This window comes from Pseudomonas sp. D5(2026), from assembly GCF_057766845.1.
This window is the reverse complement of sequence record NZ_CM173421.1, coordinates 3,821,294-3,846,577: the sequence shown is the minus strand read 5'-3', so window position 1 is coordinate 3,846,577 and position 25,284 is coordinate 3,821,294. Positions and strand designations below refer to the sequence as shown.

At 62.2% G+C, this 25,284-nt stretch carries 20 protein-coding genes, 1 tRNA gene and 1 pseudogene; 14 read left to right on the top strand and 8 right to left on the bottom strand.

Translation table 11 applies throughout. The annotated features are described in order from the left end of the window. Positions 1-30: 30 nt before the first annotated feature. The 3 genes and pseudogenes from AC3B5Q_RS17825 to AC3B5Q_RS17815 all read left to right on the top strand — a co-directional run bounded on the left by AC3B5Q_RS17825 (position 31) and on the right by AC3B5Q_RS17815 (position 3,582). Positions 31-1,794 (top strand): ABC transporter transmembrane domain-containing protein, encoded by a 1,764-nt coding sequence (locus AC3B5Q_RS17825; RefSeq protein WP_392521182.1) that lies wholly within the window; start codon positions 31-33, stop codon positions 1,792-1,794. 120 nt (positions 1,795-1,914) lie between these two features. Next, positions 1,915-2,649: pseudogene (locus tag AC3B5Q_RS17820) on the top strand (methyl-accepting chemotaxis protein); the annotation flags it as partial. A gap of 165 nt (positions 2,650-2,814) precedes the next feature. Beyond that, positions 2,815-3,582, top strand: a complete 768-nt coding sequence (locus AC3B5Q_RS17815) for a methyl-accepting chemotaxis protein (RefSeq protein ID WP_373939451.1) — start codon at positions 2,815-2,817, stop codon at positions 3,580-3,582. Positions 3,583-3,689: 107 nt separating this feature from the next. Here AC3B5Q_RS17815 and AC3B5Q_RS17810 read toward each other — a convergent pair. Further along, positions 3,690-3,766 (bottom strand) — tRNA-Pro (locus tag AC3B5Q_RS17810). 80 nt (positions 3,767-3,846) lie between these two features. Beyond that, a complete protein-coding gene (locus tag AC3B5Q_RS17805; protein ID WP_003248738.1) occupies positions 3,847-4,068 on the bottom strand; it encodes a YgdI/YgdR family lipoprotein in 222 nt (73 codons plus the stop codon). A 187-nt stretch (positions 4,069-4,255) separates the two neighbouring features. On the opposite strand from AC3B5Q_RS17805, the gene moaB reads away from it, so the two are divergent. Together moaB and AC3B5Q_RS17795 are read left to right on the top strand one after the other, a co-directional pair. Further along, the gene (moaB, locus tag AC3B5Q_RS17800) at positions 4,256-4,795 is read left to right on the top strand and encodes a molybdenum cofactor biosynthesis protein B (protein WP_021785442.1); all 540 of its coding nucleotides are present in this window, start codon (positions 4,256-4,258) and stop codon (positions 4,793-4,795) included. Then, complete coding sequence (locus tag AC3B5Q_RS17795; protein WP_488392694.1) at positions 4,779-6,005, top strand: molybdopterin molybdotransferase MoeA; 1,227 nt, start codon at positions 4,779-4,781, stop codon at positions 6,003-6,005. The genes moaB and AC3B5Q_RS17795 overlap by 17 nt, the downstream gene beginning before the upstream one ends. Here AC3B5Q_RS17795 and AC3B5Q_RS17790 read toward each other — a convergent pair. After that, positions 5,994-7,241: a glycosyltransferase family 4 protein gene (locus AC3B5Q_RS17790; RefSeq protein WP_135192529.1), complete on the bottom strand. Its 1,248-nt coding sequence runs from the start codon at positions 7,239-7,241 to the stop codon at positions 5,994-5,996. The two genes, AC3B5Q_RS17795 and AC3B5Q_RS17790, sit on opposite strands and share 12 nt — an antisense overlap. A 255-nt stretch (positions 7,242-7,496) precedes the next feature. On the opposite strand from AC3B5Q_RS17790, the gene yegS reads away from it, so the two are divergent. Continuing rightward, positions 7,497-8,384, top strand: a complete 888-nt coding sequence (gene yegS, locus AC3B5Q_RS17785; protein WP_274148094.1) for a lipid kinase YegS — start codon at positions 7,497-7,499, stop codon at positions 8,382-8,384. On the opposite strand, the gene AC3B5Q_RS17780 is transcribed toward yegS, so the two are convergent. The 3 genes from AC3B5Q_RS17780 to AC3B5Q_RS17770 all read right to left on the bottom strand — a co-directional run bounded on the left by AC3B5Q_RS17780 (position 8,368) and on the right by AC3B5Q_RS17770 (position 10,789). Beyond that, the gene (locus AC3B5Q_RS17780; RefSeq protein ID WP_021785438.1) at positions 8,368-9,027 is read right to left on the bottom strand and encodes a response regulator; all 660 of its coding nucleotides are present in this window, start codon (positions 9,025-9,027) and stop codon (positions 8,368-8,370) included. The two genes, yegS and AC3B5Q_RS17780, sit on opposite strands and share 17 nt — an antisense overlap. After that, positions 9,017-9,913 (bottom strand): sensor histidine kinase, encoded by an 897-nt coding sequence (locus AC3B5Q_RS17775; RefSeq protein ID WP_021785437.1) that lies wholly within the window; start codon positions 9,911-9,913, stop codon positions 9,017-9,019. Before AC3B5Q_RS17775 ends, AC3B5Q_RS17780 begins: the two co-directional genes overlap by 11 nt. A 366-nt stretch (positions 9,914-10,279) precedes the next feature. Continuing rightward, positions 10,280-10,789, bottom strand: coding sequence for a hypothetical protein (locus AC3B5Q_RS17770; RefSeq protein ID WP_021785436.1), 510 nt, complete (start codon positions 10,787-10,789; stop codon positions 10,280-10,282). Between the two features lie 351 nt (positions 10,790-11,140). Between AC3B5Q_RS17770 and AC3B5Q_RS17765 the strand changes: the two genes are divergently transcribed. After that, positions 11,141-12,076 carry a chemotaxis protein CheV gene (locus AC3B5Q_RS17765; protein WP_021785435.1) on the top strand — a complete coding sequence of 312 codons (936 nt, stop codon included), beginning with the start codon at positions 11,141-11,143 and terminating at the stop codon, positions 12,074-12,076. A 55-nt stretch (positions 12,077-12,131) separates the two neighbouring features. Further along, positions 12,132-12,935: an MOSC domain-containing protein gene (locus AC3B5Q_RS17760; protein WP_021785434.1), complete on the top strand. Its 804-nt coding sequence runs from the start codon at positions 12,132-12,134 to the stop codon at positions 12,933-12,935. Positions 12,936-13,046: 111 nt separating this feature from the next. On the opposite strand, the gene AC3B5Q_RS17755 is transcribed toward AC3B5Q_RS17760, so the two are convergent. Further along, the gene (locus AC3B5Q_RS17755; RefSeq protein WP_135192527.1) at positions 13,047-14,972 is read right to left on the bottom strand and encodes a transglycosylase SLT domain-containing protein; all 1,926 of its coding nucleotides are present in this window, start codon (positions 14,970-14,972) and stop codon (positions 13,047-13,049) included. Between the two features lie 220 nt (positions 14,973-15,192). On the opposite strand from AC3B5Q_RS17755, the gene AC3B5Q_RS17750 reads away from it, so the two are divergent. Continuing rightward, positions 15,193-17,121, top strand: a complete 1,929-nt coding sequence (locus tag AC3B5Q_RS17750; protein WP_021785432.1) for an ATP-binding cassette domain-containing protein — start codon at positions 15,193-15,195, stop codon at positions 17,119-17,121. Between the two features lie 107 nt (positions 17,122-17,228). Here the strand turns inward: AC3B5Q_RS17750 and AC3B5Q_RS17745 are convergent, their stop codons facing one another. Then, the gene (locus AC3B5Q_RS17745; RefSeq protein ID WP_021785431.1) at positions 17,229-17,669 is read right to left on the bottom strand and encodes a universal stress protein; all 441 of its coding nucleotides are present in this window, start codon (positions 17,667-17,669) and stop codon (positions 17,229-17,231) included. Positions 17,670-17,778: 109 nt separating this feature from the next. Between AC3B5Q_RS17745 and AC3B5Q_RS17740 the strand changes: the two genes are divergently transcribed. The 5 genes from AC3B5Q_RS17740 (at position 17,779) to topA (ending at position 25,126) form a co-directional block, all read left to right on the top strand. Further along, positions 17,779-18,216: a hypothetical protein gene (locus AC3B5Q_RS17740; RefSeq protein WP_021785430.1), complete on the top strand. Its 438-nt coding sequence runs from the start codon at positions 17,779-17,781 to the stop codon at positions 18,214-18,216. Between the two features lie 517 nt (positions 18,217-18,733). Next, positions 18,734-20,881 (top strand): fatty acid oxidation complex subunit alpha FadB, encoded by a 2,148-nt coding sequence (gene fadB / locus AC3B5Q_RS17735; RefSeq protein WP_021785429.1) that lies wholly within the window; start codon positions 18,734-18,736, stop codon positions 20,879-20,881. A gap of 31 nt (positions 20,882-20,912) precedes the next feature. Next, positions 20,913-22,088 (top strand): acetyl-CoA C-acyltransferase FadA, encoded by a 1,176-nt coding sequence (gene fadA, locus AC3B5Q_RS17730; RefSeq protein WP_488392693.1) that lies wholly within the window; start codon positions 20,913-20,915, stop codon positions 22,086-22,088. Positions 22,089-22,164: 76 nt separating this feature from the next. Then, a complete protein-coding gene (locus AC3B5Q_RS17725) occupies positions 22,165-22,416 on the top strand; it encodes a DUF1653 domain-containing protein (RefSeq protein WP_021785428.1) in 252 nt (83 codons plus the stop codon). 100 nt (positions 22,417-22,516) lie between these two features. Beyond that, on the top strand, positions 22,517-25,126 hold the full coding sequence (gene topA, locus AC3B5Q_RS17720; RefSeq protein ID WP_021785427.1) for a type I DNA topoisomerase: 2,610 nt from the start codon (positions 22,517-22,519) through the stop codon (positions 25,124-25,126). Positions 25,127-25,284: the final 158 nt, after the last annotated feature.

The following is a 25,284-nucleotide window of genomic DNA, read 5'->3' as shown; positions in this document are numbered from 1 at the left end:
GCCGCTTCCCCACCCTTTGTGGTCGTCGCCATGCCCGAATCGGTTTCCCCGCGCCAACGCCGCGCCTTGCGCCTGGCTTGGCAGTTCGTTCGCCCTTATCGCCGGCAGGTGCTGCTGGCATTGCTGGCGCTGGTAGTCACAGCTGGCATCACCCTGTCGATGGGCCAAGGCATCCGCCTGCTGGTGGATCAAGGTTTCATGACCCGCTCCGCGCACCAGCTCAATCAGACCATCGGGCTGTTCCTGCTGCTGGTGCTGGCGCTGGCGGTGGGTACCTTCAGCCGTTTTTACCTGGTGTCGTGGATTGGCGAGCGCTGTGTGGCCGATATCCGTCGTGCCGTCTTCGACCACCTGATCGGCCTGCACCCAGGTTTTTTCGAAGACAACCGCAGCTCCGAGATCCAGTCGCGGCTGACAGCGGACACCACCTTGCTGCAATCCGTGATCGGTTCATCGCTGTCGATGTTCCTGCGCAACGCGCTGATGGTCATTGGCGGTGTGGCATTGCTGTTCATTACCAACCCCAAGCTCACCAGCATCGTGGTGGTAACGTTGCCGCTGGTGTTGGCACCGATCCTGTTGTTCGGCCGTCGGGTGCGCAGCCTGTCGCGGCAGAGCCAGGACAGGGTCGCCGATGTGGGCAGCTACGTGGCTGAGACGCTGGGGCAGATCAAGACCGTGCAGGCCTACAACCACCAGGCGCACGACCGCGAACTGTTCGCCGATACGGTCGAAGCAGCGTTTACTGTTGCCCGCAAGCGGATTGCCCAGCGTGCCTGGCTGATTACCCTGGTGATCGTGCTGGTGTTGGGGGCGGTGGGGGTGATGCTGTGGGTCGGCGGCATGGATGTGATCGCCGGGCGCATATCCGCAGGCGAGCTGGCTGCATTCGTGTTCTACAGCCTGATCGTCGGCAGCGCCTTCGGTACCCTCAGTGAGGTGATCGGCGAACTGCAGCGGGCCGCGGGTGCCGCCGAGCGCATTGCCGAATTGTTGGCCGCGCGAAGTGCCATCCTGCCGCCCGCCGCGGCGCAGGTGCTGCCACAGCAGCGGGCCAGTGGGCGTATCGAGTTGCAGCAGGTGGTGTTTGCTTATCCTTCACGGCCCACAGTGGCGGCTGTTGACGGCCTGAGCCTGACCATCGAGCCTGGGCAGACCGTCGCCCTGGTAGGCCCTTCCGGGGCAGGCAAGTCGACCCTGTTCGATTTGTTGCTGCGCTTTTACGACCCTCAGCAAGGCCGCATCCTGCTTGATGGCCAGCCGGTTACCGAGCTTGATCCCGACCAGCTGCGCCGGCAGTTCGCCCTGGTGGCGCAGAACCCCTCGTTGTTCCGTGGCACGGTGGAGGCCAACATTCGGTATGGCCGGCCCGAGGCGACCTTGGCTGAAGTCGAAGCAGCAGCCCGCGGCGCCCATGCCGACGAATTCATCCGGCAATTGCCCCAGGGCTACCAGACACAACTGGGGGAGGGCGGCATAGGCCTTTCCGGCGGGCAGCGTCAGCGCTTGGCGATCGCCCGGGCCTTGCTGGTCGATGCGCCGATCCTGTTGCTGGACGAAGCCACCAGTGCCCTCGATGCACAAAGCGAATACTTGATCCAGCAAGCGCTGCCCAGGTTGATGGCCGGCCGTACCACGCTGGTGATCGCCCATCGCCTGGCCACAGTGCAGCACGCCGAGCGCATCGCGGTCATCGACCAGGGTCGGCTGGTGGCGGTGGGCACCCACCGTCAGTTGATCGAGGACAGCCCGCTGTATGCACGGCTGGCAGCGCTGCAGTTCACCACCGGTTAGCGTGTCGCGGCCTTGTAACATTTCTGTAGTAATTGCCTGAGAGTATTTGCCTCAACTGTTGCGTAAGTGCTCGACCTGGCTGCCATTGCGTGATGGCAGCTTTTTTTTGGCCTGCCAGTAATGAGGCTGTACAGCGGCCTCAGCCTACTCCCTCTGGTTCCGAGACCCTCGATGTTGCGTAAATCCCTCAGAGTGCAAATTCTTTCGCTGCTCGGCGGCAGTGTGCTGGCGATGCTGCTGATCGCCCTGGTGTGTTTCCAGTTCCTGTCGTCCAGCGTGCGTGGCTACGCCGAGCTGGTCGACGGGCCGCTGCGGGCCTCGCAATCGATTGACGAAGCCAACCTGCAGTTCAAGATACAGGTGCAGGAATGGAAAAACGTGCTACTGCGCGGGCGCCAGCCAGCGGAGATGGACAAGTACTGGCAGCAGTTCCAGGCCCGCGAACAGCAAGTACAACAACTGCTCGGGCAATTGATCGACAATAGCGATGCCACGCTCAAGGCGTCGCTGCAGCAATTGCGCGACAGCCACCGCCAGTTGGGCCAGGCCTATGCGCAAGGCCGCCAGGCCTTCCTTGCGGCAGGCGGCGATCCGGTAGCGGGAGACCGGGCGGTCAAAGGCGTGGATCGTGCCGCCAGTGAGCAGATGAGCGAACTGGTCGAGCAGCTGCGCGCCGATGCCCGTCAGCGCGCAGCCAGCATCAATGCCAGTGCCGAGCGCACGGTATGGTTGGGCCTGCTGGTGATGCTGGCTTCTGCGGTGCTGGTGGGGCTGCTCAGCCTGTGGCTGGTCAACCGTAGCCTGATCGAGCCGATCCGTCAGTTGATCGAGTACGTCGCGCAGCTCAGCCAGGGCTGCTTTGCTGCCCGGGTCGACAGCCGTCGGGAGGATGAGTTGGGGCGCCTGGCGCGGGCAGCCAACACCCTGCGTGACTTCCTTGCCGACACCGTCGGCCGGCTGCAGGACAACGCTCAGGAGCTGGAAGGTGCCAGCGGGCAGTTGCGCAATATTGCCGGTGACATGGCCCGCGGTACTCATGACCAGTTCCAGCGTACCGACCAGGTGGCCACGGCCATGCACGAAATGTCCGCCACTGCCCAAGAGGTCGCTCGCCACGCCGCCGAGGCTGCCCGTGCGGCCGATGACGCCGACCACAGCGCCCAGGCGGGCGAGCAGGTGATGCAGCAGACCATCGACATCATCGGGTTGGTCAACCGCGAAATTGCCGGCACGGCGTCGGTAATTCGCGATCTGGAGCATGACAGCACACGTATAGGCAAAGTGCTGGAAGTGATCCGTGGCATTGCTGAACAGACCAACCTGCTGGCGCTTAACGCAGCCATCGAAGCAGCCCGTGCTGGCGAAGCCGGGCGTGGTTTTGCGGTAGTCGCTGATGAAGTGCGTAGCCTGGCCCAGCGCACGGCAGCGTCGATTGCAGAGATTCACCAGATCATCGAAGCGGTACAGTCGGGGGCTGTGGAGGCGGTCAAGGCCATCGAAAGCGGCCAGCAACGTAGCCAGGAAGGGGCTGAGCAGGTCGAGCAGGCCGGGCAGATGCTGCAACGCATTACCCTGGCGGTGGAGGCGATCCGCGACATGAACCGGCAGATCGCCACGGCGGCAGAGGAGCAGACCAGCGTAGCCGAAGATATCTCGCGCAACCTGATCGAAATTACCCGCATTGCCACAGCCAATCAGGAAGCGGTGCAGCATACGGAGCAGGCGGGGCAGCGCCTGCATGGTTTGTCAGGGCAGTTGGGCGAAGTCACCTCCCGCCTGAGCGCTTGACTCGGTCTGCAGTGGTTGCAGGTGCCCACAGCGGCTGAACCCGCGCACGGAGGCATTTTTCGCACACAACAAAAAGCCCGCACATGGCGGGCTTTTTGATAAGGATCTGGTCGGAGAGACAGGATTCGAACCTGCGGCCTTCTCGTCCCGAACGAGACGCGCTACCTGGCTGCGCTACACTCCGATGACCAAAATCCTACTGCATCCCGTTTTTGCCCGCAAGCCCTTGTTGTTTAAAGGGCCATGGCCTGAACGGGGCCTTGGTCAGAGCTCTTTGACGGTGCGGATCTGGTCCTTGTTCAAGCGCGTGCGCTTGCCGTCGAGTTGCTCGAATTCATAGAAGCCAGAGTCTTCGTCGTAGGACGGTTTGTCGGTTGCCTGGATCTCCCGGCCATCGTTCAGGGTAATGACGGTTGGAGTCGAGCAGCCGGCGAGGGCGCCCAAGCCCAAGGCGAGCAGGAAGGCGGGTAGGGTCCGTTTGATCATCGTGTTTCTCCAAGTGCGATGGTGCTAGATGACATTTATGACGCAGGACGTTAGTGCAAGTTCACTCCAAGTGCAGCATAGCGACTAATTCGTCCCCTTGATCCAGGGCAAGGCCGATGGGGGCAACGCCGGAAAAGGTGCGCTGTGATATAACTGCGTCCATCTCATCCTGTTGTGACGGACACCCATGAAAGCCAAGGCAGATACCCCCTTCGTGGCGCTGAACATCGCCGTGCTCACGGTCAGCGACACCCGTACCCTCGACACTGACACCTCTGGCCAGATGTTCGTCGACCGCCTGAGCGCCGCCGGTCATCGCCTTGCCGAGCGTGTGCTGCTCAAGGATGACCTGTACAAGATCCGAGCCCAGGTAGCCACATGGATCGCCGATGACAGCGTGCAAGTGGTGCTGATTACGGGCGGTACCGGGTTTACTGGCCGCGACAGCACCCCCGAGGCGGTGGCCTGCCTGCTGGACAAGCAAGTGGACGGTTTTGGCGAGCTGTTCCGGCAGATTTCAGTGGCCGACATTGGCACCTCCACCGTGCAGTCGCGTGCCCTGGCCGGGCTGGCCAACGGCACTCTGGTGTGCTGCCTGCCGGGCTCGACCAACGCTGTGCGCACCGGTTGGGATGGCATCCTGGCCGAGCAGCTTGATGCCCGTCATCGTCCGTGCAACTTCGTGCCGCACCTGAAGCAGGCAGCGGCCTGTGACAGCCGTGGCTGAGGTCAGCCAGGCCCGGCCGCTGATGCCGGTGGAACAGGCGCTGGAGCAACTGCTGGCGCTTGCCGAAGCTGCACCGATTGGCGAGATCGAAAACCTGCCGCTGGCCGAAGCCGAAGGCCGCGTGCTGGCCACCGACCTGGTGGCCTCGCTCGACCTGCCGCCTTGGCCGAACAGCGCCATGGACGGTTATGCCTTGCGCCTGGCTGACTGGCAGGGCCAGCCGCTGCCGGTCAGCCAGCGTATTTTCGCCGGCCATGCGCCCCAGCCGCTGCAGCCGGGTACCTGCGCACGGATCTTCACCGGTGCGCCTGTGCCGGAGGGGGCCGACTGCGTCGAGATGCAGGAAAACACCGAAGTACTCGAAGATGGCCGGGTGCGCTTTCTCGAAACGTTGCGCACCGAGCAGAACATACGGTCTCAAGGCCAGGAAACCCGCAAAGGCGAGCAGGTGATGAGCGCCGGCACCCGCCTCGGGCCGATCGAACTGGGCCTGGCGGCGACCTTGGGGCATGGCCGCCTGGACGTGGTGCGCAAGGTGAAAGTGGCGGTGCTGTCGACCGGCGACGAACTGGTCGAGCCTGGCCTGCCGCTGGGGCCCGGGCAGATCTACAACAGCAACCGAAGGCTGCTGGTCAGCTGGTTGCAGCGGCTGGGTTGCGAAGTGGTCGATGCCGGCATCCTGCCGGATGACCTGGGGCGTACTCGCACCTGCCTGGCGTCACTGGGTGACGTAGACCTGATTCTGTCCACCGGAGGCGTCTCGGTGGGGGAAGCCGACTACCTCGGTGCTGCCCTGCGCGAGGCCGGCGAACTGGCGTTGTGGAAGCTGGCGATCAAACCGGGCAAGCCGCTGACCTTCGGCCACTTTCAGGGTGTGCCGGTGATCGGCCTGCCGGGCAACCCGGCCTCGACCTTGGTCACCTTTGGTCTGTTGACCAGGCCCTACCTGCTGCGTCGTCAGGGTGTAGTTGACGTCACGCCGCTGCGGTTCGACATGCCCGCTGGGTTTGACTGGCCCAAGCCGGGTACGCGCCGCGAATACCTGCGCGCGCGCATAGAACAGGGCCGAGTGCGCATCTACAAGAACCAGAGCTCGGGTGTGCTGCGCAGCGCAGCCTGGGCCGAGGGGTTGGTGGAAGTGCGTGAAGGCAGCACGCCGAAGCAGGGCGACAGCGTGCCATTCATTCCCTTCAGCGAGCTACTTGGCTGAGCGGCCCAGCCAGGCACTGTCCAGCGGCGCGGCCTCGGCCGGTGCCGCCTGGGTCAGGCGTATGTGCACATTCTCCAGTTGCTGGGCGGCCACGCTCCAGTCGTGGCGCTGGCGGGCAAACTGACGCCCGGCAGCACTCAACTGGCTCATGCGCCAGGGCTGATTGAGCAGTTGGGTGATCAGCAGTGCCAGCAGGTCACCGTCGTCACTGCCCAGGTAGTGCTCGCCGTTGTTCACGGTCAGGCCTGAAACGCCCTTGTCGGTGGTGATCACGGGTAAGCCGGCGGCCATCGCTTCGAGGATTTTCACCTTCGAGCCACCTGCATAGCGCAGGGGGGCGAAGAATAACGCTGAACATCGTTGCAGTTCACGCAGGTCGGGGCGGTAGCCGAACCATTCAATGCGTGGGTCGTTCCAGTGAAGTTTCCAGTTGGCCGGCATGGCATGCCCGGCAATAGCCAGACGCACCGCCGGGTTGCTCATCCACACCTTCGGCATGATGTCGTCCAGTGCCCATTCGATGGCCTCCAGATTGGCGCCATATTCGAAATTGCCGACGAACAACAGGCGCTGGCTGTGCACCGCAGGTTGCACTTGCTGGTAGAAATCACAATCCACGCCGTTGACCACCACATTCACCGGGCGCCCGCTGATCTGCGCGATCAGTTCGGCATCGTGGGCGCAGACCGCCACCAGTTCGGTGGGCTGGCGTAGCACTCGGTGCTCCCAGCGCCGGTAGCGCCAGCGGTCGAAGGCGTTGAGCGGGCGCAACCATAGCGGCAGGCGGTCGTGGCAGGCACCGCCCATTACCGACTCCAAATTGTGCTCGCTAAGCATGTAAGGCAGCCCGCGAGCCTGCAAGGCTTTTTCGAACGGCTGGAAGCTGTAACTGTGCTCGATCTGGATCACGTCCCAAGGCTCGTCCAGCAATTGCTCGAACCGGTGCCGCAGGCGAGGTGCCAGGCCATTGATGATTGCCCGCATGGGGTAGTCGATGATGGGTGAAGCCAGCAGGTTGAGTGGACTGTGCAGCGGCCGGCGGGGTAGCACGATCAGGCGTTCGAGGAGTGGCTCCAGGGCCTCACGTGCTGCATCGCTGAGAGGGATTTTCGACTGCACCAGCAGGGTGATTCGGTGGCCGCGCTGCGCCAGTGCGCGCAGCAGATGGTATTGCCGGGTTTTGTGGCCGCTGGTGGTCGGCCAAGGCAGGTAGGGCAGTGTCCAGAGAATGCGCATGACCCGAAGTCCTCGCGAAAGGCTGCAGATAGCAAAACGCGCCCGTTGGCAACAGTGGGGGAGCCACTGCCGGGCGCGTCCATGGCAATAGGGGTATCTGCTGAGCATAGCCCGGATTGCCACATGTGGAAGAATGACCGGCAACGCGATCAGTTGCAGAAGCGCCGTCTGCCCAATGTTTTTTGCAAGGCATGCAACGATCCGGTCATGCGAGTGGTCGAGATCTGGGTTGGTCCATTTTACGGAGATGCGCACATGCAAGGGCGCAAGGCAATGCTGGTGCTGCACGGCAAGCAGGCGATGAACGAAGACGTCCGCAGCGCCGTGAGCGACCTGCGCGATAGCGGCTGGGTCCTGGATGTACGGGTGACCTGGGAGGCGGGCGATGCCCAACGGCTGGTCGCCGAGGCACTGGCGGCGGGTTACAGCCATATCGTCGCCGGTGGCGGGGACGGCACATTGCGTGATGTGGCCGAGGCCATGGGATTGGCCGCTACCAAAGCCAGTCTGACCTTGTTGCCACTGGGTACTGCCAACGATTTTGCCAAGGCCGCTGGCATCCCCCTGGAGCCGGCGTCGGCGCTGGCCTTGCTGAATGTCGCGCCACAACCCATAGACCTGGGGCAGGCTGGCGATCAGCTGTTCCTCAACATGGCCACGGGTGGCTTTGGCAGCCAGGTCACCGCCAATACCTCCGAGGACCTCAAGAAAGTGCTGGGTGCTGCCGCCTACCTGTTCACCGGGCTGTCCCGCTTCAGTGAGCTTCAGGCGGCTTCGGTGGAGCTACAGGGGCCGGGCTTTCATTGGCAAGGGGATTTGCTGGCGCTGGGTATCGGCAATGGCCGCCAGGCCGGTGGCGGGCAGGTGCTGTGCCCCGAAGCCAGGATCAACGACGGCTTGCTTGACGTCGCCATTCTGCCGGCACCGCAGGAGATGGTAGGGGCTCTGCGTGACCTGTTGGGTGGCGACGGCCTGTTTGTTCGTGCCAGGCTGCCATGGGTCGAGATCAAGAGTTCGCAAGGGTTGGACATCAACCTCGATGGCGAGCCGTTGCAGGCTGCCAATCTGCGCTTTCAGGCGAGGTCGGCGGCGTTGTTCCTGCACCTGCCGGCCGGGTCGCCGTTGCTCAGTCATCCAGGCTGATGATTTTTTCGCGTACCGCAAACAGCACCAGGCCGGCCACGTCGTGAATCTGCAGGCGCTTCATGATTTGTGACCGGTGAGTTTCCACGGTCTTGATCGACAGGCCCAGGCCCGCAGCGATTTCCCGCGTGGACTTGCCGCGCACGATCAGGCGCAGGATTTCAAGCTGGCGTGAAGTCAGATTATGCCGTTCGCCAGCGCTTTGCTTGCCTTGTTTGGTGTGCCTCAGCGCCTGGTTGATAACGGTGTGGGCGATGGCCGGGCTGAGGTAGCGCTCACCTCGGCATACAGCCCCCAGCGCCTGTTCCAGCTCGGTGGTGCTGGTGTCCTTGAGCAAGTAGCCGTGGGCGCCGCTCTCCAGGGCCCGCATGATCAGGTCCGGGTCAGTGTGCATTGACAGGATCAGCACTTTGCAGCTACTACCGCTGGCCCGCAGCTGGGTGAGGGCGTCCAGGCCGCTGGTCGAACGCATGGAGATGTCCAGCAAGATGATGTCGGGCGTCAGTGTGCGCACCTGGTCGAGTAGCTGATTGCCGTCGTCGGCTTCGCCGACCACCTCATAGCCGGGGATGTCGCCGACCAGCGCGCGCACCCCGGCGCGGATCAGTGAGTGGTCATCTACCAGCAGTAGTCTACAGGTCATGGTTGGTAGTACTCCTGGCGCGTTGCTGGGTGCGCGGGGACCACGGGAACATCGCTTCGATCTGCGTGCCTCGGCCAGGCTGACTGGTGATGTCGAGGCTGCCCCGCAGCGCGATTACCCGCTCCTGCATGCCGGCCAGGCCGCGCTGACCGGCCTCTGCCGGGTGCCGGGCAGGGATGAAACCACGACCATCGTCGTGGATCGACAACGCCAGCCCCTCAGGGGTGCGTTGCAGACGGATGACCAGGTTATGTGCCTGGGCGTGGCGCAGCATGTTGGTCACTGCCTCCTGGGTAATACGGAACACTGCCATGGCCACGGCTTCGTCGATGCCGCCCAGGCGCTGGTTGCACGCCAGGCTCCAGTGCACGCCGCTGCTGGCCAGGGTGCGTACCAGGTGCGCGCGCAGGCTGTCTTCCAGACCAAGGCTGGCCAACTGCCGGGGGTTGAGCAGTGCGGAGACATTGCGCACATTACCGAGGGTGTCATCCAGTGTGCTGCGCAGGGCATCGCAGTGCCCCTGCAATTCGTCGGGCATGCGCCGCTGCAGCCACTGCAGTTGCAGCTTGGCAGCGGTGAGCAGTTGACCGATGTCGTCGTGCAGTTCCCGGCCCAGATGCTGACGCTCGTCTTCTTGCACTTTGAGCATGCGCTCGGCCAGCTCAGCCGGGCGCAGGTGGATCGACCTGGCGCCCAGGCCCAGTTGCACAGCAGCACCCAGCGTGGCGACCAACTGCAGCACCAGCAGGGTGGCCGGGATTGTCTGATTGGCCAGGTACAGCGCCATGTTGGCAACCAGTGAGGCCACGCAAAGTCCGACCGTTGCCCAACGCAGCACGGCGGCGCGGGAGCAGCAACGCAAAAAGGTCTTCAAGCGTGGGAACATAGGTAGGGAGGCCACTGAAGTATTGCTGATGGAGGCCTTGCACAATGCTGCTCAGAGGCTTTGGCGCAGTACTTTCGTTGTTTTTTTGAATACGTATTCTTGCCACCTTTGTTCCGATAGCAAGCGTTTGTGGGGGCGCATATTACCACTTTGCATTGCATCGGTCGCGGCCAGGTAGTCCGTTGAAACGCCTGCTGCTCGGGCCCTTTCGAGTAGCAAAGTGCCACCCTTTAATCGCGCAGTACCCACTTGTGCTGTAACTTGTGCGGCAATGATTCGGCGGCATGCACCGAAAACCTGAAGAACTTTCCAAGTTCGACCATGGTCGGGTTTCAATAAAGTTGCTTAGTTGCACTTTGAGTCAGGTTAATGCGTGCGATTAGAGCGGCTGGGGCGGGTGCCGGTTGCCACGTCACTGTGCGGGTGAATGCACGCGCTGCCTGCTTCGTCGCAGGACGCGCAGGCTGGCGCAAAGGGGGGTTGTACGACCTTGGCCAATTCACCCAGCAGCACCAGTTGCTCGCCGATGTCCAGGTTCAGCCGCCCTGTACGGCTATCGACCAGCTCCAACTGCCAGGCCAGCAAGGTCAGGCACGCCCCTATCGCGGGTAGGGCTTCCCGCTGCAGGCAACCACCGTGGCAGGCTGGGGCAAGCAGCTGTTGCAGGGCGGTGGTGTAGTGGGCAACTTCACGCAGGCCCAAGCGCGTAGCTTGACGGGCGATAGTGTCGAGGGCGCTGCTCAGGCAACTGCAGGCATCCGGGTCATTGTCTATCAGCTCCAGATGCTGCAGGCATTCCTGAGCCTGGGTCAGCAGTACCTGGGCATCCAGCAGGAAGCCCTGCAGGGCGTCATCGAACGATAAGGCAGTGTCCATCATCAAATCCCCGCGCGTGGGGTAGGCGCGGGGGGCGGGCACGCCGAAACGATAGCTAGCAAAAGCCTGACTCCATTCATGCAATGAGAATGGCGTCACATTAATGGCTAAAGGATATCGCGAACATCAGGTTGCACCCGATTGCCGCTAAGGGTTTCCCTGATCAAGGGCTAGGGTAGGGAACTTTTGTCGTGCCCCTGATTTGCCCTGGCGTGTCGGCAGTAAAGCATGATGGTAAAGTGATATCAATTATCCGCGCGGCATTTTCCCGCAAGGGTCAAGGTGTGCGTGAAGCCGCCGATACAGGGTAGATGATTTCACCTTTTACGACTCAAGCCTGGGGGCTTTCCAATGGCTGGCATTCTCGACACGGTAGACCAACGCACGCAACTGGTGGGTGAGAACCGCCTGGAAATTCTGATGTTTCGCCTGGCCGGTCGCCAGCTGTTCGCGATCAACGTGTTCAAGGTGCAGGAAGTACTGCAACTGCCCAAGCTGACCCTGATGCCCCAGCGCCACGCCTATGTCTGCGGTGTGGTCAACCTGCGCGGGCAGACCCTGCCGGTGATCGACCTGTCCCAGGCGATCGGTATGCGCCCGCTACAGCCGGGGCCGGACAGCACCATCATCGTCACCGAATACAACCGCTCGGTGCAGGCCTTCCTGGTGGGCGGTGTAGACCGCATCGTCAACTTGAACTGGGAGTCGATCATGCCGCCGCCTTCCAGTGCCGGTCGCCAGCATTACCTGACTGCCATCACCAAGGTCGATGAAAAGCTGGTGGAAGTGATCGACGTGGAGAAAGTGCTGGCCGAAATCGTGCCCTACAACGCCCGGGTTTCTGGCGACAAGCTCGCCGACCCAGTGCTGGCCCGGGCCCGCGGCCGGGAGGTGCTGCTGGTGGACGACTCCAGTGTGGCCTTGGCGCAATTGCGCGACACCCTGTCCCAGCTGGGCATGAAGCTGCATGTGGCCAGTGATGGCCTGAAGGCGCTGCGCATGCTCAAGGGCTGGGCGGATGCCGGCGAGGACGTGTGCGAGAAGCTGCTGATGGTGTTCACCGATGCAGAAATGCCGGAAATGGACGGCTATCGGCTGACCACCGAGATCCGCAGCGATGCCCGCCTGCGCCAGCTCTATGTGGTGCTGCACACTTCGCTGTCGGGCAGTTTCAACGAATCCATGGTGAAGAAGGTGGGCTGTGACAACTTCCTTTCCAAGTTCCAGCCTGATCGCCTTGTCGATGTGGTCAAGCAGCGCCTGTTGCTGGATACCACCGCTGCGTGAACGTTGTGCCGGCCAGGTATAAGCTTGGCTTTTGGCATGACGCGAGGCAGCAAGGATGTTTCTCAGTGAGTTGTATCGATACCCGGTGAAGTCGGGGCAGGCGCAAAGCCTGAAGGCATCACCGGTGGGTTTGCTGGGGCTGCAAGGCGACCGGCGCTGGATGGTGGTCGAGGAAGAAAACGGACGCTTCCTGACCCAGCGTGCCTGGCCACAACTTGGCCAGATCTGCGCACACGCTGACGACAGCGGCCAGTTGCTGCTGCAAGCCCCTGGGCAGCCGCCGTTGCGGGTGCCTGTACCGCCTGCCGATGACGCCCTGCGCGGCGTGACGATCTGGCGCGATACCTTGCGCGTGCCGGACGCTGGCGATGCCGCGGCAGCCTGGTTGAGCGAGTTGCTGGGCAAGGCCGTACGCCTGGTGCATTGCCCCGAGCAGCGTGCGCGTTACCTGCCCAATGGTTACGGATTCAACAGTGACCGTGCGGCGTTTCCGGATGGCTTCCCCTTGCTGCTGATCGGGCAGGGCTCGCTGGATGAGCTTAACCGGCGTATTGGTCGGCCCATGTCGATGCTGCGCTTTCGGCCCAACCTGGTGGTGCAGGGCGCGGAGCCGTTTGCCGAGGATGGCTGGAAGCGGATTCGCATCGGCAGCTTGGCGTTTCGCGTCCTAAAGCCCAGTGTGCGGTGCATCTTCACCACCATCGATCCAGCCACCGGGGAGCGCAGCGCTGACCGTGAGCCAATGGCTACGCTGAAGACTTTCCGCGAAAAAGAAGGCGACGTGCTGTTCGGCCAGAACCTGGCGGTGGATGGCAGTGGGTGGCTGGAGGTGGGGATGGAAGTAGAAATCCTGGAATAGGTGTGTTGCCTGTACCGGCCTCTTCGCGGGTGAACCCGCTCCTACAACGACCGCGTAACCCTTGTAGGAGCGGGTTCACCCGCGAAGAGGCCGGTACAGGCTCAACAGCAATCACATGTCATCGAAATACCGTTCATGCCAATCCACCAATGGCTGCGGTGAATTCAGCTTTTGCCCGTAGATCACCGAATACGACAGCACGTTCTGCACGTACTGGCGTGTTTCGTCGAACGGGATCGACTCTACCCACACATCGAAGCTCAGGTGCTTGGCGCCTTTGAGCCACTGGCGCACACGCCCGGGCCCGGCGTTGTAGGCTGCCGAAGCCAGCACCCGGTTGCCGTTGAACTGGCTGTGTACCTGGCTCAGGTAGGCTGCACCCAGCTGGATGTTCTTGTCCGGATTCAGTACTTGCGCCGGAGAGGCCAGCGGGATACTGAACTTGCGTGCGGTTTCCTTGGCCGTGGCCGGCATCAGCTGCATCAGGCCGCTGGCGCCCACGGGTGAGCGTGCGTCCTCCATGAAGGCGCTTTCCTGGCGAGTGATGGCGAATACCCAGCTCGAATGCAGGCCGCGAACTTTGGCTTCGCGCACCAGCGTGTCGCGGTGGGCCATGGGGAAGCGGATGTCCAGGTCGTCCCAGTAACGGGCCTGGCTGATGGTGCGGATGGCCGGGAAGTACCAGCGCAGCTCATAGGCCAGGCGTGCCTGTGCGACCATTTCGTCACGGGTGAAGTGGCGGCTGACGTGGTACCACTCACGGCGGCCATCAACGATCTGGCCGCGGGCGTGGAATTCCAGTGCGCGCTGGATACCGGGCGTGTTGCGCACCTTCTTGACCAGTTGCGGGCTCAGCAGCAGCGGCTTGTTGTTCATCTGGTACGGTGTCTGTGCCCGGTCGGCGGCGAGGAAGCCATAGAAGTCACGCTCACGCGCTGCGGTCTTGTAAAGCAGCGGGATCTGCGGGTTGTTTGGCTGTGCCAGTTCCAGGCTGCGAGCCTGCCAGTACTTCCAGCGGCTGGTGCTGGCCAGGTCCTGGGGAAGGCGCTTGGTCAACTCGTAGGCGTCCTCCCAGCGGCCCAGGCGCAGCAGCAGCCGAAGGCGCCATTCGCTGACGGTGTTGTCACGCAGCTCGGGGTCGTAGCGGGTCATCAGGTCGAGGGCGCGTGGGTCGTAGCGGCGTGCGAGGGTCAGGCCGATTTCGCGGGCGATGGCCACCTTTTCGTCACGCGAGAAGTGCATGCGCTGGGCGTAATCGTCGAGCAGTGCCATCGCCCGCTCCGGGTTCTGCCGGGCCAGGCGACGAAGGCCGAGGCTGACCACGTCGGACATGGCCTCGTTGATCGGGGTAAAGCGCGACGGCTGGTTGAGCAGCTCAGGCTTCTGCGCGACGTCGACCAGCAGGCGCCCCTGTGAGCGGAGGGTGGTCAGCGTCTTGGCCAGTGTGTTGGCCAGGCCGTAGTTGCGCGCCTGGGCTGCCAGCTTGGTGCGTGCCCAGCGCTTGGCCTCGGTCAGCTGGCCTTCGGCTGCCCACATGCCGAACAGCGTGTCACAGGCGGCAGGTTGCGATTTGCCGACGTTCCACAGCTTGTCGGCGGTGGCGTAACCTTCGGCGCGCAAACCGTGGCTGAGCTGGTATTGGCCGTTGAGGCAGTCCAGTTCGGTGAAATTGAGCTTGGGGTCGTAGTACTTGACGAAGGTATCCCACTCGCCGCGTTCGGCCAGCCAGCGCAACCAGCGCAGCTTCATCCAGTTGGCCTGGGGCAGGTCGCCGTGCTTGGCAAGGAAACCTTCGATTTCCTGGTTGCTGGCGGTTTTCAGGCGGGCTGTGAGTTCGTCGTAGGCCAGGTAGGGCGTCAGCGGATAGTCGCTCAAGGCCTGGGCATAGCGCAGGTAGGGGCCTTTGTCGCCTTTTGCCAGCGCGCGCTTGGCCTCGTCATAGTACTGGCGTTGCAGGGTCAGGTCGGTGGCCTGTGCCGCGCAGGTGGCAGCGGTAAGCAGCAGGCAGGATGCGATATGTAGCAGGCGGCTGCGCATGATACGTCCGGGCAGTTGAACCATGGGAAGTGTCGGCGGAGCCAGCACTGTTGAAAGCTATTGCCTTAGCTTAGCCGTTTGCCGGCAGTGGGTGAAAGCGCTGTGCGTGTATCGGGATATTAAGTTCGACCAGATGTCGCCAGGCGCTCACCGGTTGGCCTGGCGGATGCCGTCGGGGGCCAAGTCAGGTAGAATGCGCGCCCGATTTATGGAGACGAACATGACCCTGCTCAAATTCAGCGATGTGTCCCTCGCATTCGGCGCCATGCCGCTGCTGGACAAAGTGTCCTGGCAGATCGCTCGTGGCGAGCGGGTGTGCATCATCGGCCGCAACGGCACCGGCAAGTCGAGCATGCTGCGCCTGGTCAAGGGCGAGCAGAAGGGCGACGACGGCGAAATCTGGCGTGCCCCGGGCCTGAAGATCGGTGAGCTGCCGCAGGAGCTGCCGGTGGCCGACGAGCGCACAGTGTTCGACGTGGTAGCCGCTGGCCTGGACGGCGTGGGCGAGTTGCTGGCGCAGTTCCACCACCTGAGCATGAACATCCAGGGCGATGAAGACCTGGAAAAGCTCATGCACGTCCAGCACGAGCTGGAGGCCCGCGACGGCTGGCGCCTGCAGCAGGTGGTGGAAAGCACGCTCAGTCGCCTGCAGTTGCCGGCCGACAAGACCCTGGCCGAGCTGTCCGGTGGCTGGCGCCGCCGCGTGCTGCTGGCCCAGGCGCTGGTGTCCGAGCCCGACCTGCTGCTGCTCGACGAACCGACCAACCACCTGGACATCGGTGCCATCGCCTGGCTCGAAGAGGCCCTGCGTGGCTTCAACGGCGCGGTATTGTTCATCACCCACGACCGTTCGTTCCTGCAGAACCTGGCCACCCGCATTCTCGAGCTGGACCGCGGCGGCCTGATCGACTGGAACGGCGACTACGCCAGCTTCCTGGTGCACAAGGAGGCCGCACTGGCCGCCGAGGAAACCGCCAACGCGCTGTTCGACAAGCGCCTGGCCCAGGAAGAAGTGTGGATTCGCCAGGGTATCAAGGCCCGGCGTACCCGCAACGAAGGCCGTGTGCGTGCACTGAAGGCCTTGCGTGTGGAGCGTGGCGAGCGCCGCGAACGACAGGGCAAGGCCAACATCCAGATCGAAGCAGCGGACAAATCCGGCAAGCAGGTAATGGTGCTGGAAAATGTCAGCTTCCATCACCCGGACGGGCCTCTGCTGGTCAAGGACTTTTCCATGGTCTTGCAACGGCAGGACCGCATCGGTCTGCTGGGCGCAAACGGCACCGGCAAGACCACTTTGCTCAAGATGATGCTGGGCGACCTTGAGCCCACTGCGGGCAAAGTGGAGCGCGGTACCAAGCTCGAGGTGGCTTATTTCGACCAGATGCGCCACCAGCTCGACCTGGAAAAGACCGTGATCGACAACCTGGCCGAGGGCCGTGATTTCATCGAGATCGATGGCCAGAACCGCCACGTGCTGAGCTACCTGGGCGACTTCCTGTTCAGCCCCCAGCGTGCGCGCACGCCGGTCAAGGCGCTGTCGGGTGGTGAGCGTGCGCGGCTGCTGCTGGCCAAGCTGTTCAGCAAGCCGGCCAACCTGCTGGTGCTCGACGAACCGACCAACGACCTGGACGTGGAAACCCTCGAGCTGCTGGAGGAGGTGCTGTCCAACTACAAAGGTACCGTGCTGATGGTCAGCCACGACCGGGCCTTCCTCGACAACGTCGTCACCAGCACGCTGGTGTTCGAAGGCGAGGGCAAGGTGCGTGAGTATGTGGGCGGCTACGAGGACTGGATTCGCCAGGGCGGCTCGCCGAAGCTGCTGGGTGTGACCGAGAGCAAGGGCGGCAAATCCGCGCTCAACAGCGCGGTGGTGGAGAAGGTCGAGGCCAAGCCTGAACCTGTTGTTGCGGCGGTGGTGGAAGAGCCTTCGAAGAAGAAGCTCAGCTACAAGCTGCAGCGTGAGCTGGAGATGCTGCCGGGGCAGATCGACGAGCTGGAACAGCGTATGGCCGAGGCTCAGGAAGAAGTGAATGCGGCGGGTTTCTATCAGCGGCCGATTGCAGAAACTTCGGCGGTGTTGGCACAGATCGAGAAGCTGCAGGGCGAACTGGATGCACTGGTAGAGCGCTGGGCTGAGTTGGAAGGCTGATTGGCGTTAGCCTGTTTCGGCCTCTTCGCGGGTAAACCCGCTCCTACAGGGATCGCCACACCCTTGCAGGCGCGGGTTTGCCCGCGAAGAGGCCGGTTCAGGTCAAATCAATCCTTCTTCAGCAAGCGCACCGCCAGCACGTCACACGGCGCACCGTGCAGTACATCGTTGGCCGTGGAGCCCAGCAGCAATGCCAGGCCGTGACGGCCATGGCTGCCGACCACAATCAGGTCGCAGTTCTGGTCCTTGGCCAGCTGGTGGATTTCCTGGCGCGGTTGGCCGTAGGTCAGGTGCGAGTCGCCGCGGTTGATTTCCGGGTATTTGTTGAACAGGCGGTCCATGCGCTCCTTGGCCTGGTCGAATTGCTGCTGTTGCAACTGCGACAGGTCCATCGGTACGTCACCACCGAAAGCCATGGCCATCGGTTCGACGATGTGCACCAGGGATACCTTGGCTTTCGAAGGTTCTGCCAGCGCCATGGCGCGCTTGATCACCGGGTCGCACTCTTCGGTCAGGTCGACGGCGACCAACAAATGTTCGTATTTCATGAGCGGTACTCCTGACAATCGCGATAGAAGAAGTATGGTCGCTTTAGGGCGGGTCTACCGTGAAAATGGCTAACCAGCTCATTTGCAACGCTTTATGGGAACTACTGATATGACGGTATTGCTGGTGGTGTCAATCCTTGCGCTGATTCTCAGCCCGCTTTCCTGGCTGCGCAGTTCGCGCAAGCAGAGCGAGCAGATGAAGTTGCGCCTGGAGGCACGGCGCATGGGTCTGGCCATGCAATTGGCGCCGCAGCAGTGGCCGCACTGGCTGGAAAAGGAGCCGCCAAGCCCCTGCCCGCAGTATCACCGGGCCCGGCGCCGTGGGCATGAGGACAGCTTCAGTTTCTGGCAGGTCAGCCCCGGGGTGTGGTGGAATCAGTGGCGTGAACCCTGTGAAGACCCACGCTTCATGGGCGCCTTGTCGCGTTTGCCGGCGAGTGTGTACAAGGTAGAGGCCGATGCGCGGATGATTGCCTTGTACTGGACCGAGCGCGGCGATACTGCTGTATTGCAGGATGTTGCCCATGCTCTCGAAACCTTGGCCTGACAGGTAACCACACATCCTGGGGTGACACCAACCCCGCTCCCACAACGACAAAGCGGCGGCTCGGCATGACCCTGAAGGGGTGGGGTGCCAAGTCGCCGCTTTGCGTTCTGCTGCGCAGAAAAGGCCAGGCAGGCCGGGTATTCATTCAAGCAAGAGCCAGTGTAGTCGCCCTGGCTCGCCGCGCAAGCGCAAAGCACTCCAGCCAATACGTGTGGTCAATCGCTGACATGAATGACCGGCGATCACTGTCATCATGTTTTGTACCCGAACGATAGAAAATGACTGGAAAGTCGCGTTTTCGCCGTGCTCGTGAGCATTTGACAACGCCCATCTTTTCGGAGAATGTGTGCACACCCAAATCAAACGGGCGTATGAATTGAGCGTTTGTATGTCATGACGCCAAGCCATACTTCCGACTAGCGCGCTGACGGGTGTGCCTGGGGCAGGGCAGCTAGGCCTGCTTCTGCTGCAGCGATCGGCGTGTACAGTTCAGCTTCCATATCGTGGAGATCAGTTGATGATTTACGAAGGTAAAGCCATCACGGTTAAGGCTCTTGAAAGTGGCATCGTCGAGCTCAAGTTCGACCTCAAGGGTGAGTCCGTCAACAAGTTCAACCGCCTTACCCTGAACGAGCTGCGCCAGGCCGTCGATGCCATCCAGGCCGATGCCTCGGTCAAGGGCGTGATCGTCAGCAGTGGCAAGGACGTGTTCATCGTCGGCGCCGACATCACCGAGTTCGTCGACAACTTCAAGCTGCCTGAGGCCGAACTGGTCGCTGGCAACCTGGAAGCCAATCGCATCTTCAACGCCTTCGAAGACCTCGAAGTGCCGACCGTTGCCGCCATCAACGGCATCGCGCTGGGCGGCGGCCTGGAAATGTGCCTGGCGGCCGACTACCGGATCATGTCCTCCAGCGCCAAGATCGGCCTGCCGGAAGTCAAGCTGGGTATCTACCCGGGCTTTGGCGGTACCGTGCGCCTGCCACGCCTGATCGGCTCGGACAACGCCATCGAGTGGATCGCCGCCGGCAAGGAAAACCGTGCCGAAGACGCCCTGAAAGTGGGGGCTGTCGACGCCGTGGTCGCCCCTGAGCTGCTGATGGCCGGTGCCCTCGACCTGATCAAGCGTGCCATCAGTGGCGAGCTGGACTACAAGGCCAAGCGCCAGCCGAAGCTGGAGAAGCTCAAGCTCAATGCCATCGAGCAGATGATGGCCTTCGAGACTGCCAAGGGCTTCGTCGCAGGCCAGGCCGGCCCCAACTACCCGGCCCCGGTCGAAGCGATCAAGAGCATCCAGAAAGCCGCCAACTTCGGTCGCGACAAGGCCCTGGAAGTCGAAGCCGCAGGCTTTGCCAAGCTGGCCAAGACCTCGGTCGCCGAGAGCCTGATCGGCTTGTTCCTCAACGATCAGGAACTCAAGCGCAAGGCCAAGGCGCATGACGAGATCGCCCACGACGTGAAGCAGGCCGCCGTGCTCGGCGCCGGCATCATGGGCGGCGGTATTGCCTACCAGTCGGCGGTCAAAGGTACGCCGATCCTGATGAAGGACATCCGCGAGGAAGCCATTCAGCTGGGTCTGAACGAGGCCTCCAAGCTGCTTGGCAACCGCGTCGAAAAGGGTCGCCTGACCGCGGCCAAGATGGCCGAGGCGCTCAACGCCATTCGCCCGACCCTGTCCTATGGCGACTTCGCCAATGTCGACATCGTCGTCGAGGCTGTGGTCGAGAACCCGAAGGTCAAGCAAGCGGTGCTGGCGGAAGTGGAAGGCCAGGTGAAGGACGATGCCATCCTCGCTTCCAACACCTCCACCATTTCCATCAACCTGCTGGCCAAGGCGCTCAAGCGCCCGGAAAACTTCGTCGGCATGCACTTCTTCAACCCGGTGCACATGATGCCGCTGGTTGAAGTGATCCGTGGTGAGAAGTCCAGTGAAGTGGCGGTTGCCACCACCGTGGCCTACGCCAAGAAAATGGGCAAGAACCCGATCGTGGTCAACGACTGCCCGGGCTTTTTGGTCAACCGCGTGCTGTTCCCGTACTTCGGCGGCTTCGCCAAGCTGGTCAGCGCCGGTGTCGATTTTGTGCGTATCGACAAGGTCATGGAAAAGTTCGGCTGGCCGATGGGCCCGGCCTACCTGATGGACGTGGTCGGCATCGACACCGGTCACCATGGCCGCGATGTGATGGCCGAAGGTTTCCCGGACCGCATGAAGGACGAGCGTCGCTCGGCCGTTGACGCGCTGTACGAGGCCAACCGCCTGGGCCAGAAGAACGGCAAGGGCTTCTACGCCTACGAAACCGACAAGCGCGGCAAGCCGAAGAAGGTCTTCGATGCCACCGTGCTGGACGTGCTCAAGCCTATCGTGTTCGAGCAGCGTGAAGTGACCGATGAAGACATCATCAACTGGATGATGGTCCCGCTGTGCCTGGAGACTGTGCGCTGCCTGGAAGACGGCATCGTCGAAACCGCTGCCGAAGCCGACATGGGCCTGGTCTATGGCATTGGTTTCCCTCCCTTCCGCGGTGGTGCGCTGCGTTACATCGACTCGATCGGTGTGGCCGAATTCGTTGCCCTGGCCGATCAGTACGCCGACCTGGGGCCGCTGTACCACCCGACCGCCAAGCTGCGTGAAATGGCCAAGAACGGCCAGCGCTTCTTCAACTGAGCGGTCAACGAGCTAGAGCGAGAGATTTGATATGAGCCTGAATCCAAGAGACGTGGTGATTGTCGACTTCGGTCGCACGCCAATGGGCCGCTCCAAGGGTGGCATGCACCGCAATACCCGCGCTGAAGACATGTCGGCGCACCTGATCAGCAAACTGCTGGAACGCAACGGCAAGGTCGACCCGAAAGAAGTCGAGGACGTGATCTGGGGCTGCGTCAACCAGACCCTGGAGCAGGGTTGGAACATCGCCCGCATGGCCTCGCTGATGACCCCGATCCCGCACACCTCTGCGGCGCAGACCGTCAGCCGCCTGTGCGGTTCGTCGATGAGCGCCCTGCACACGGCTGCCCAGGCAATCATGACCGGTAACGGTGATGTGTTCGTGGTAGGTGGCGTGGAGCACATGGGCCACGTCAGCATGATGCATGGCGTCGACCCCAACCCGCACCTGTCCTTGCATGCCGCCAAGGCTTCCGGGATGATGGGCCTGACTGCGGAAATGCTCGGCAAGATGCACGGCATCACCCGTGAGCAGCAGGACCTGTTCGGCTTGCGTTCGCACCAGCTGGCCTACAAGGCCACTGTCGAAGGCAAGTTCAAGGATGAGATCATCCCGATGCAGGGCTATGACGAGAACGGCTTCCTGAAGGTGTTCGATTTCGACGAAACCATTCGCCCGGAAACTACCCTCGAAGGCCTGGCATCGCTCAAGCCTGCGTTCAACCCGAAAGGCGGTACTGTCACTGCCGGTACCTCGTCGCAGATTACCGACGGCGCATCGTGCATGATCGTGATGTCCGGCCAGCGTGCGATGGACCTGGGTATCCAGCCATTGGCGGTCATCCGCTCGATGGCGGTGGCGGGTGTCGACCCGGCGATCATGGGTTACGGCCCGGTGCCATCGACCCAGAAAGCCCTCAAGCGTGCCGGCCTGACCATGGCTGACATCGACTTCATCGAGCTCAATGAAGCCTTCGCTGCACAGGCCCTGCCAGTGCTGAAAGACTTGAAAGTGCTCGACAAGATGGATGAGAAGGTTAACCTGCACGGCGGCGCGATTGCCTTGGGCCACCCGTTCGGTTGCTCCGGGGCGCGGATTTCCGGCACCCTGCTCAACGTCATGAAGCAAAATGGCGGTACTCTGGGTGTTGCGACCATGTGCGTCGGCCTGGGCCAAGGTATCACCACTGTCTTCGAACGCGTCTGATCGCGTAGCGGGACAGCAACCGGGGCCTTGTGCCCCGGTTTTGTTTTTTTCAGGTTTTATTCAGGAGGTGTGCAACATGCAGATACAACCAGGCGTCTATCGGCATTACAAAGGGCCTGAGTACCGTGTCTTCAGTGTTGCGCGGCACTCCGAAACCGAAGAGTGGATGGTGTTCTACCAATGCCTGTATGGTGATTACAGCTTCTGGGTACGCCCCCTTTCGATGTTCGAGGAGTCCGTAGAAGTTGACGGCGAGCAGGTGCCACGCTTTGCTTTGGTCAAGGCCGAAGAGGGGCTGCCCGGGTTGCTGGGCAAGTCGCACGACTGATCGTCCGAGCTTGACCTCACACTTTTGCCACTATATATAGCGGTGCCGCGTCTGGCACTTGGCGCGTTTTTTATCTTCAGATTCAGGAATACTCCGATCCATGGGCAAATCGCTGGTCATTGTGGAATCCCCGGCCAAGGCCAAGACCATCAACAAGTACCTGGGCAACCAGTACGTGGTGAAGTCGAGTATCGGCCATATCCGAGACCTCCCCACCAGCGGTTCGGCCAGCGCGAGCAAAGAGCCGGCCGCCAAGCGTGGCAAGGCTGCGGGTGAGGCGCCGGCGCTTTCGCCGAAAGAAAAGGCCCGCCGCCAGCTGGTGGCGCGCATGGGCGTCGACCCCGACCATGGCTGGAAGGCCAAGTACGAGATCCTGCCTGGCAAGGAAAAGGTGATCGAAGAGCTGCGCCGCCTGGCCAAGGATGCCGACACCATCTATCTCGCAACCGACTTGGACCGCGAAGGGGAAGCCATTGCCTGGCACCTGCGCGAGGCCATCGGGGGTGACGACACCCGCTACAAGCGCGTGGTGTTCAACGAAATTACCAAGAAGGCCATTCAGGAGGCCTTCTCGCAGCCGGGCGAGCTGGACATCGACCGGGTCAACGCCCAACAGGCGCGGCGTTTCCTCGACCGCGTGGTCGGTTACATGGTTTCGCCATTGCTGTGGGCCAAGATTGCTCGCGGCCTGTCCGCTGGCCGTGTGCAGTCGGTAGCGGTAAAGCTGGTGGTGGAGCGTGAGCGTGAGATCCGCGCGTTCATCCCGGAAGAGTACTGGGAAATCCACGCCGACCTCGGCACCGCCAAGAACGCCAAGGTGCGTTTCGAGGTGGCGCGCGAGAAGGGCGAGGCCTTCAAGCCGCTGAATGAAGCTCAGGCCATGGCTGCGCTGGAAAAGCTCAAGGCTTCCAGCTACAGCGTGGTCAAGCGCGAAGACCGCCCGACCAGCAGCAAGCCATCGGCACCGTTCATTACTTCTACCTTGCAGCAAGCGGCCAGTAACCGCCTGGGCTTCGGTGTGAAGAAAACCATGATGATGGCCCAGCGCTTGTACGAAGCCGGTTACATCACCTACATGCGTACCGACTCGACCAACCTGTCGGCTGACGCCCTGGATATGGCGCGCAGCTACATCGAGCGGGAGTTCGGCAAGCAGTACCTGCCGGAGGCGCCACTGGTTTACGGCAGCAAGGAGGGCGCCCAGGAGGCGCACGAAGCGATTCGACCTTCTGACGTGAATACCCATCCGACCAAGCTCAGTGGCATGGAGCGTGATGCTGAGCGCCTGTACGAGCTGATCTGGCGCCAGTTCCTGGCTTGCCAGATGCCGCCAGCGCAGTACCTGTCCACCAGCGTCACCGTCGCTGCCGGCGATTTCGAGCTGCGTGCCAAGGGCCGCATCCTCAAGTTCGACGGCTACACCCGTGTGCTGCCCCAGCAGAGCAAGCCGGGCGAAGACGACGTGCTGCCAGAAATGGTTCAGGGCGAAGCGCTTAAACTGATTCAGATCGACCCGAGCCAGCACTTCACCAAGCCACCGGCGCGCTTCACCGAAGCCAGCCTGGTCAAGGAAATGGAAAAGCGCGGCATTGGCCGCCCATCGACCTACGCGGCGATCATTTCCACCATCCAGGACCGTGGCTATGTGACGCTGCACAACCGCCGCTTCTACTCCGAGAAGATGGGCGACATCGTCACCGAGCGCCTGTCGGAGAGCTTCTCCAACCTGATGGACTACGGCTTTACCGCCGTCATGGAAGAGAACCTCGACGACGTGGCCCAGGGCGAGCGTGACTGGAAGAACGTGCTCGACGAGTTCTACGGCGACTTCAGCAAAAAGCTGCAAACTGCCGAGTCCAGCGAAGACGGCATGCGCGCCAACCAGCCGACCATGACCAACATTCCGTGCAAGGAATGTGGCCGGCCGATGATGATTCGCACCGCCTCTACAGGCGTGTTCCTGGGTTGCTCTGGCTACAGCCTGCCGCCGAAAGAGCGCTGCAAGGCTACCGTCAACCTGGTGCCGGGCGACGAGATTGCTGCTGACGACGAGGGCGAGTCGGAATCGCGCGTACTGCTGGGCAAGCACCGTTGCCCGATCTGCGCCACGGCGATGGACGCCTACCTGCTGGATGAGAAGCACAAGCTGCACATCTGCGGTAACAACCCGGATTGTGTAGGTTACGAGATCGAGGAAGGCAACTACCGCATCAAGGGCTACGAAGGGCCGAGCCTGGAGTGCGACAAGTGCGGTAGCGAGATGCAATTGAAGACTGGCCGTTTCGGCAAGTTCTTCGGCTGCACCAACCCGGCGTGCAAGAACACCCGCAAGCTGCTCAAGAGCGGCGAGGCGGCGCCGCCGAAGATGGACAAGGTAGACATGCCGGAGCTCAAGTGCGAGAAGGTCGACGATACCTACGTGCTGCGCGACGGTGCTTCGGGGCTGTTCCTGGCAGCCAGCCAGTTCCCCAAGAACCGCGAAACCCGTGCGCCGCTGGTGCTGGAGATTGTGCCGCACAAGCATGAGATCGACCCGAAGTACCACTTCCTGTGCGATGCACCGCAGAAAGACCCGGATGGCCGCCCGGCGGTGATCCGCTACAGCCGCAAGACCAAGGAGCAGTACGTACAGTCCGAGGTCGATGGCAAGCCGACCGGTTGGAAGGCGTTCTACGACGGCAATGCCTGGAAGGTTGAAGACAAGCGCTGATCCATCGGTGCTGTAATGTGGGGCCGCTTTGCGGCCCTTCGCGGGCCTGCCCGCTCCCACAGGTATCGCGCCGCCCTTGAATGTGGCGCTGTACTGGTGGGAGCGGGCAAGCCCGCGAAGGGCGCAAAGCGGCCCCAATCATTTATGATGCAGATATC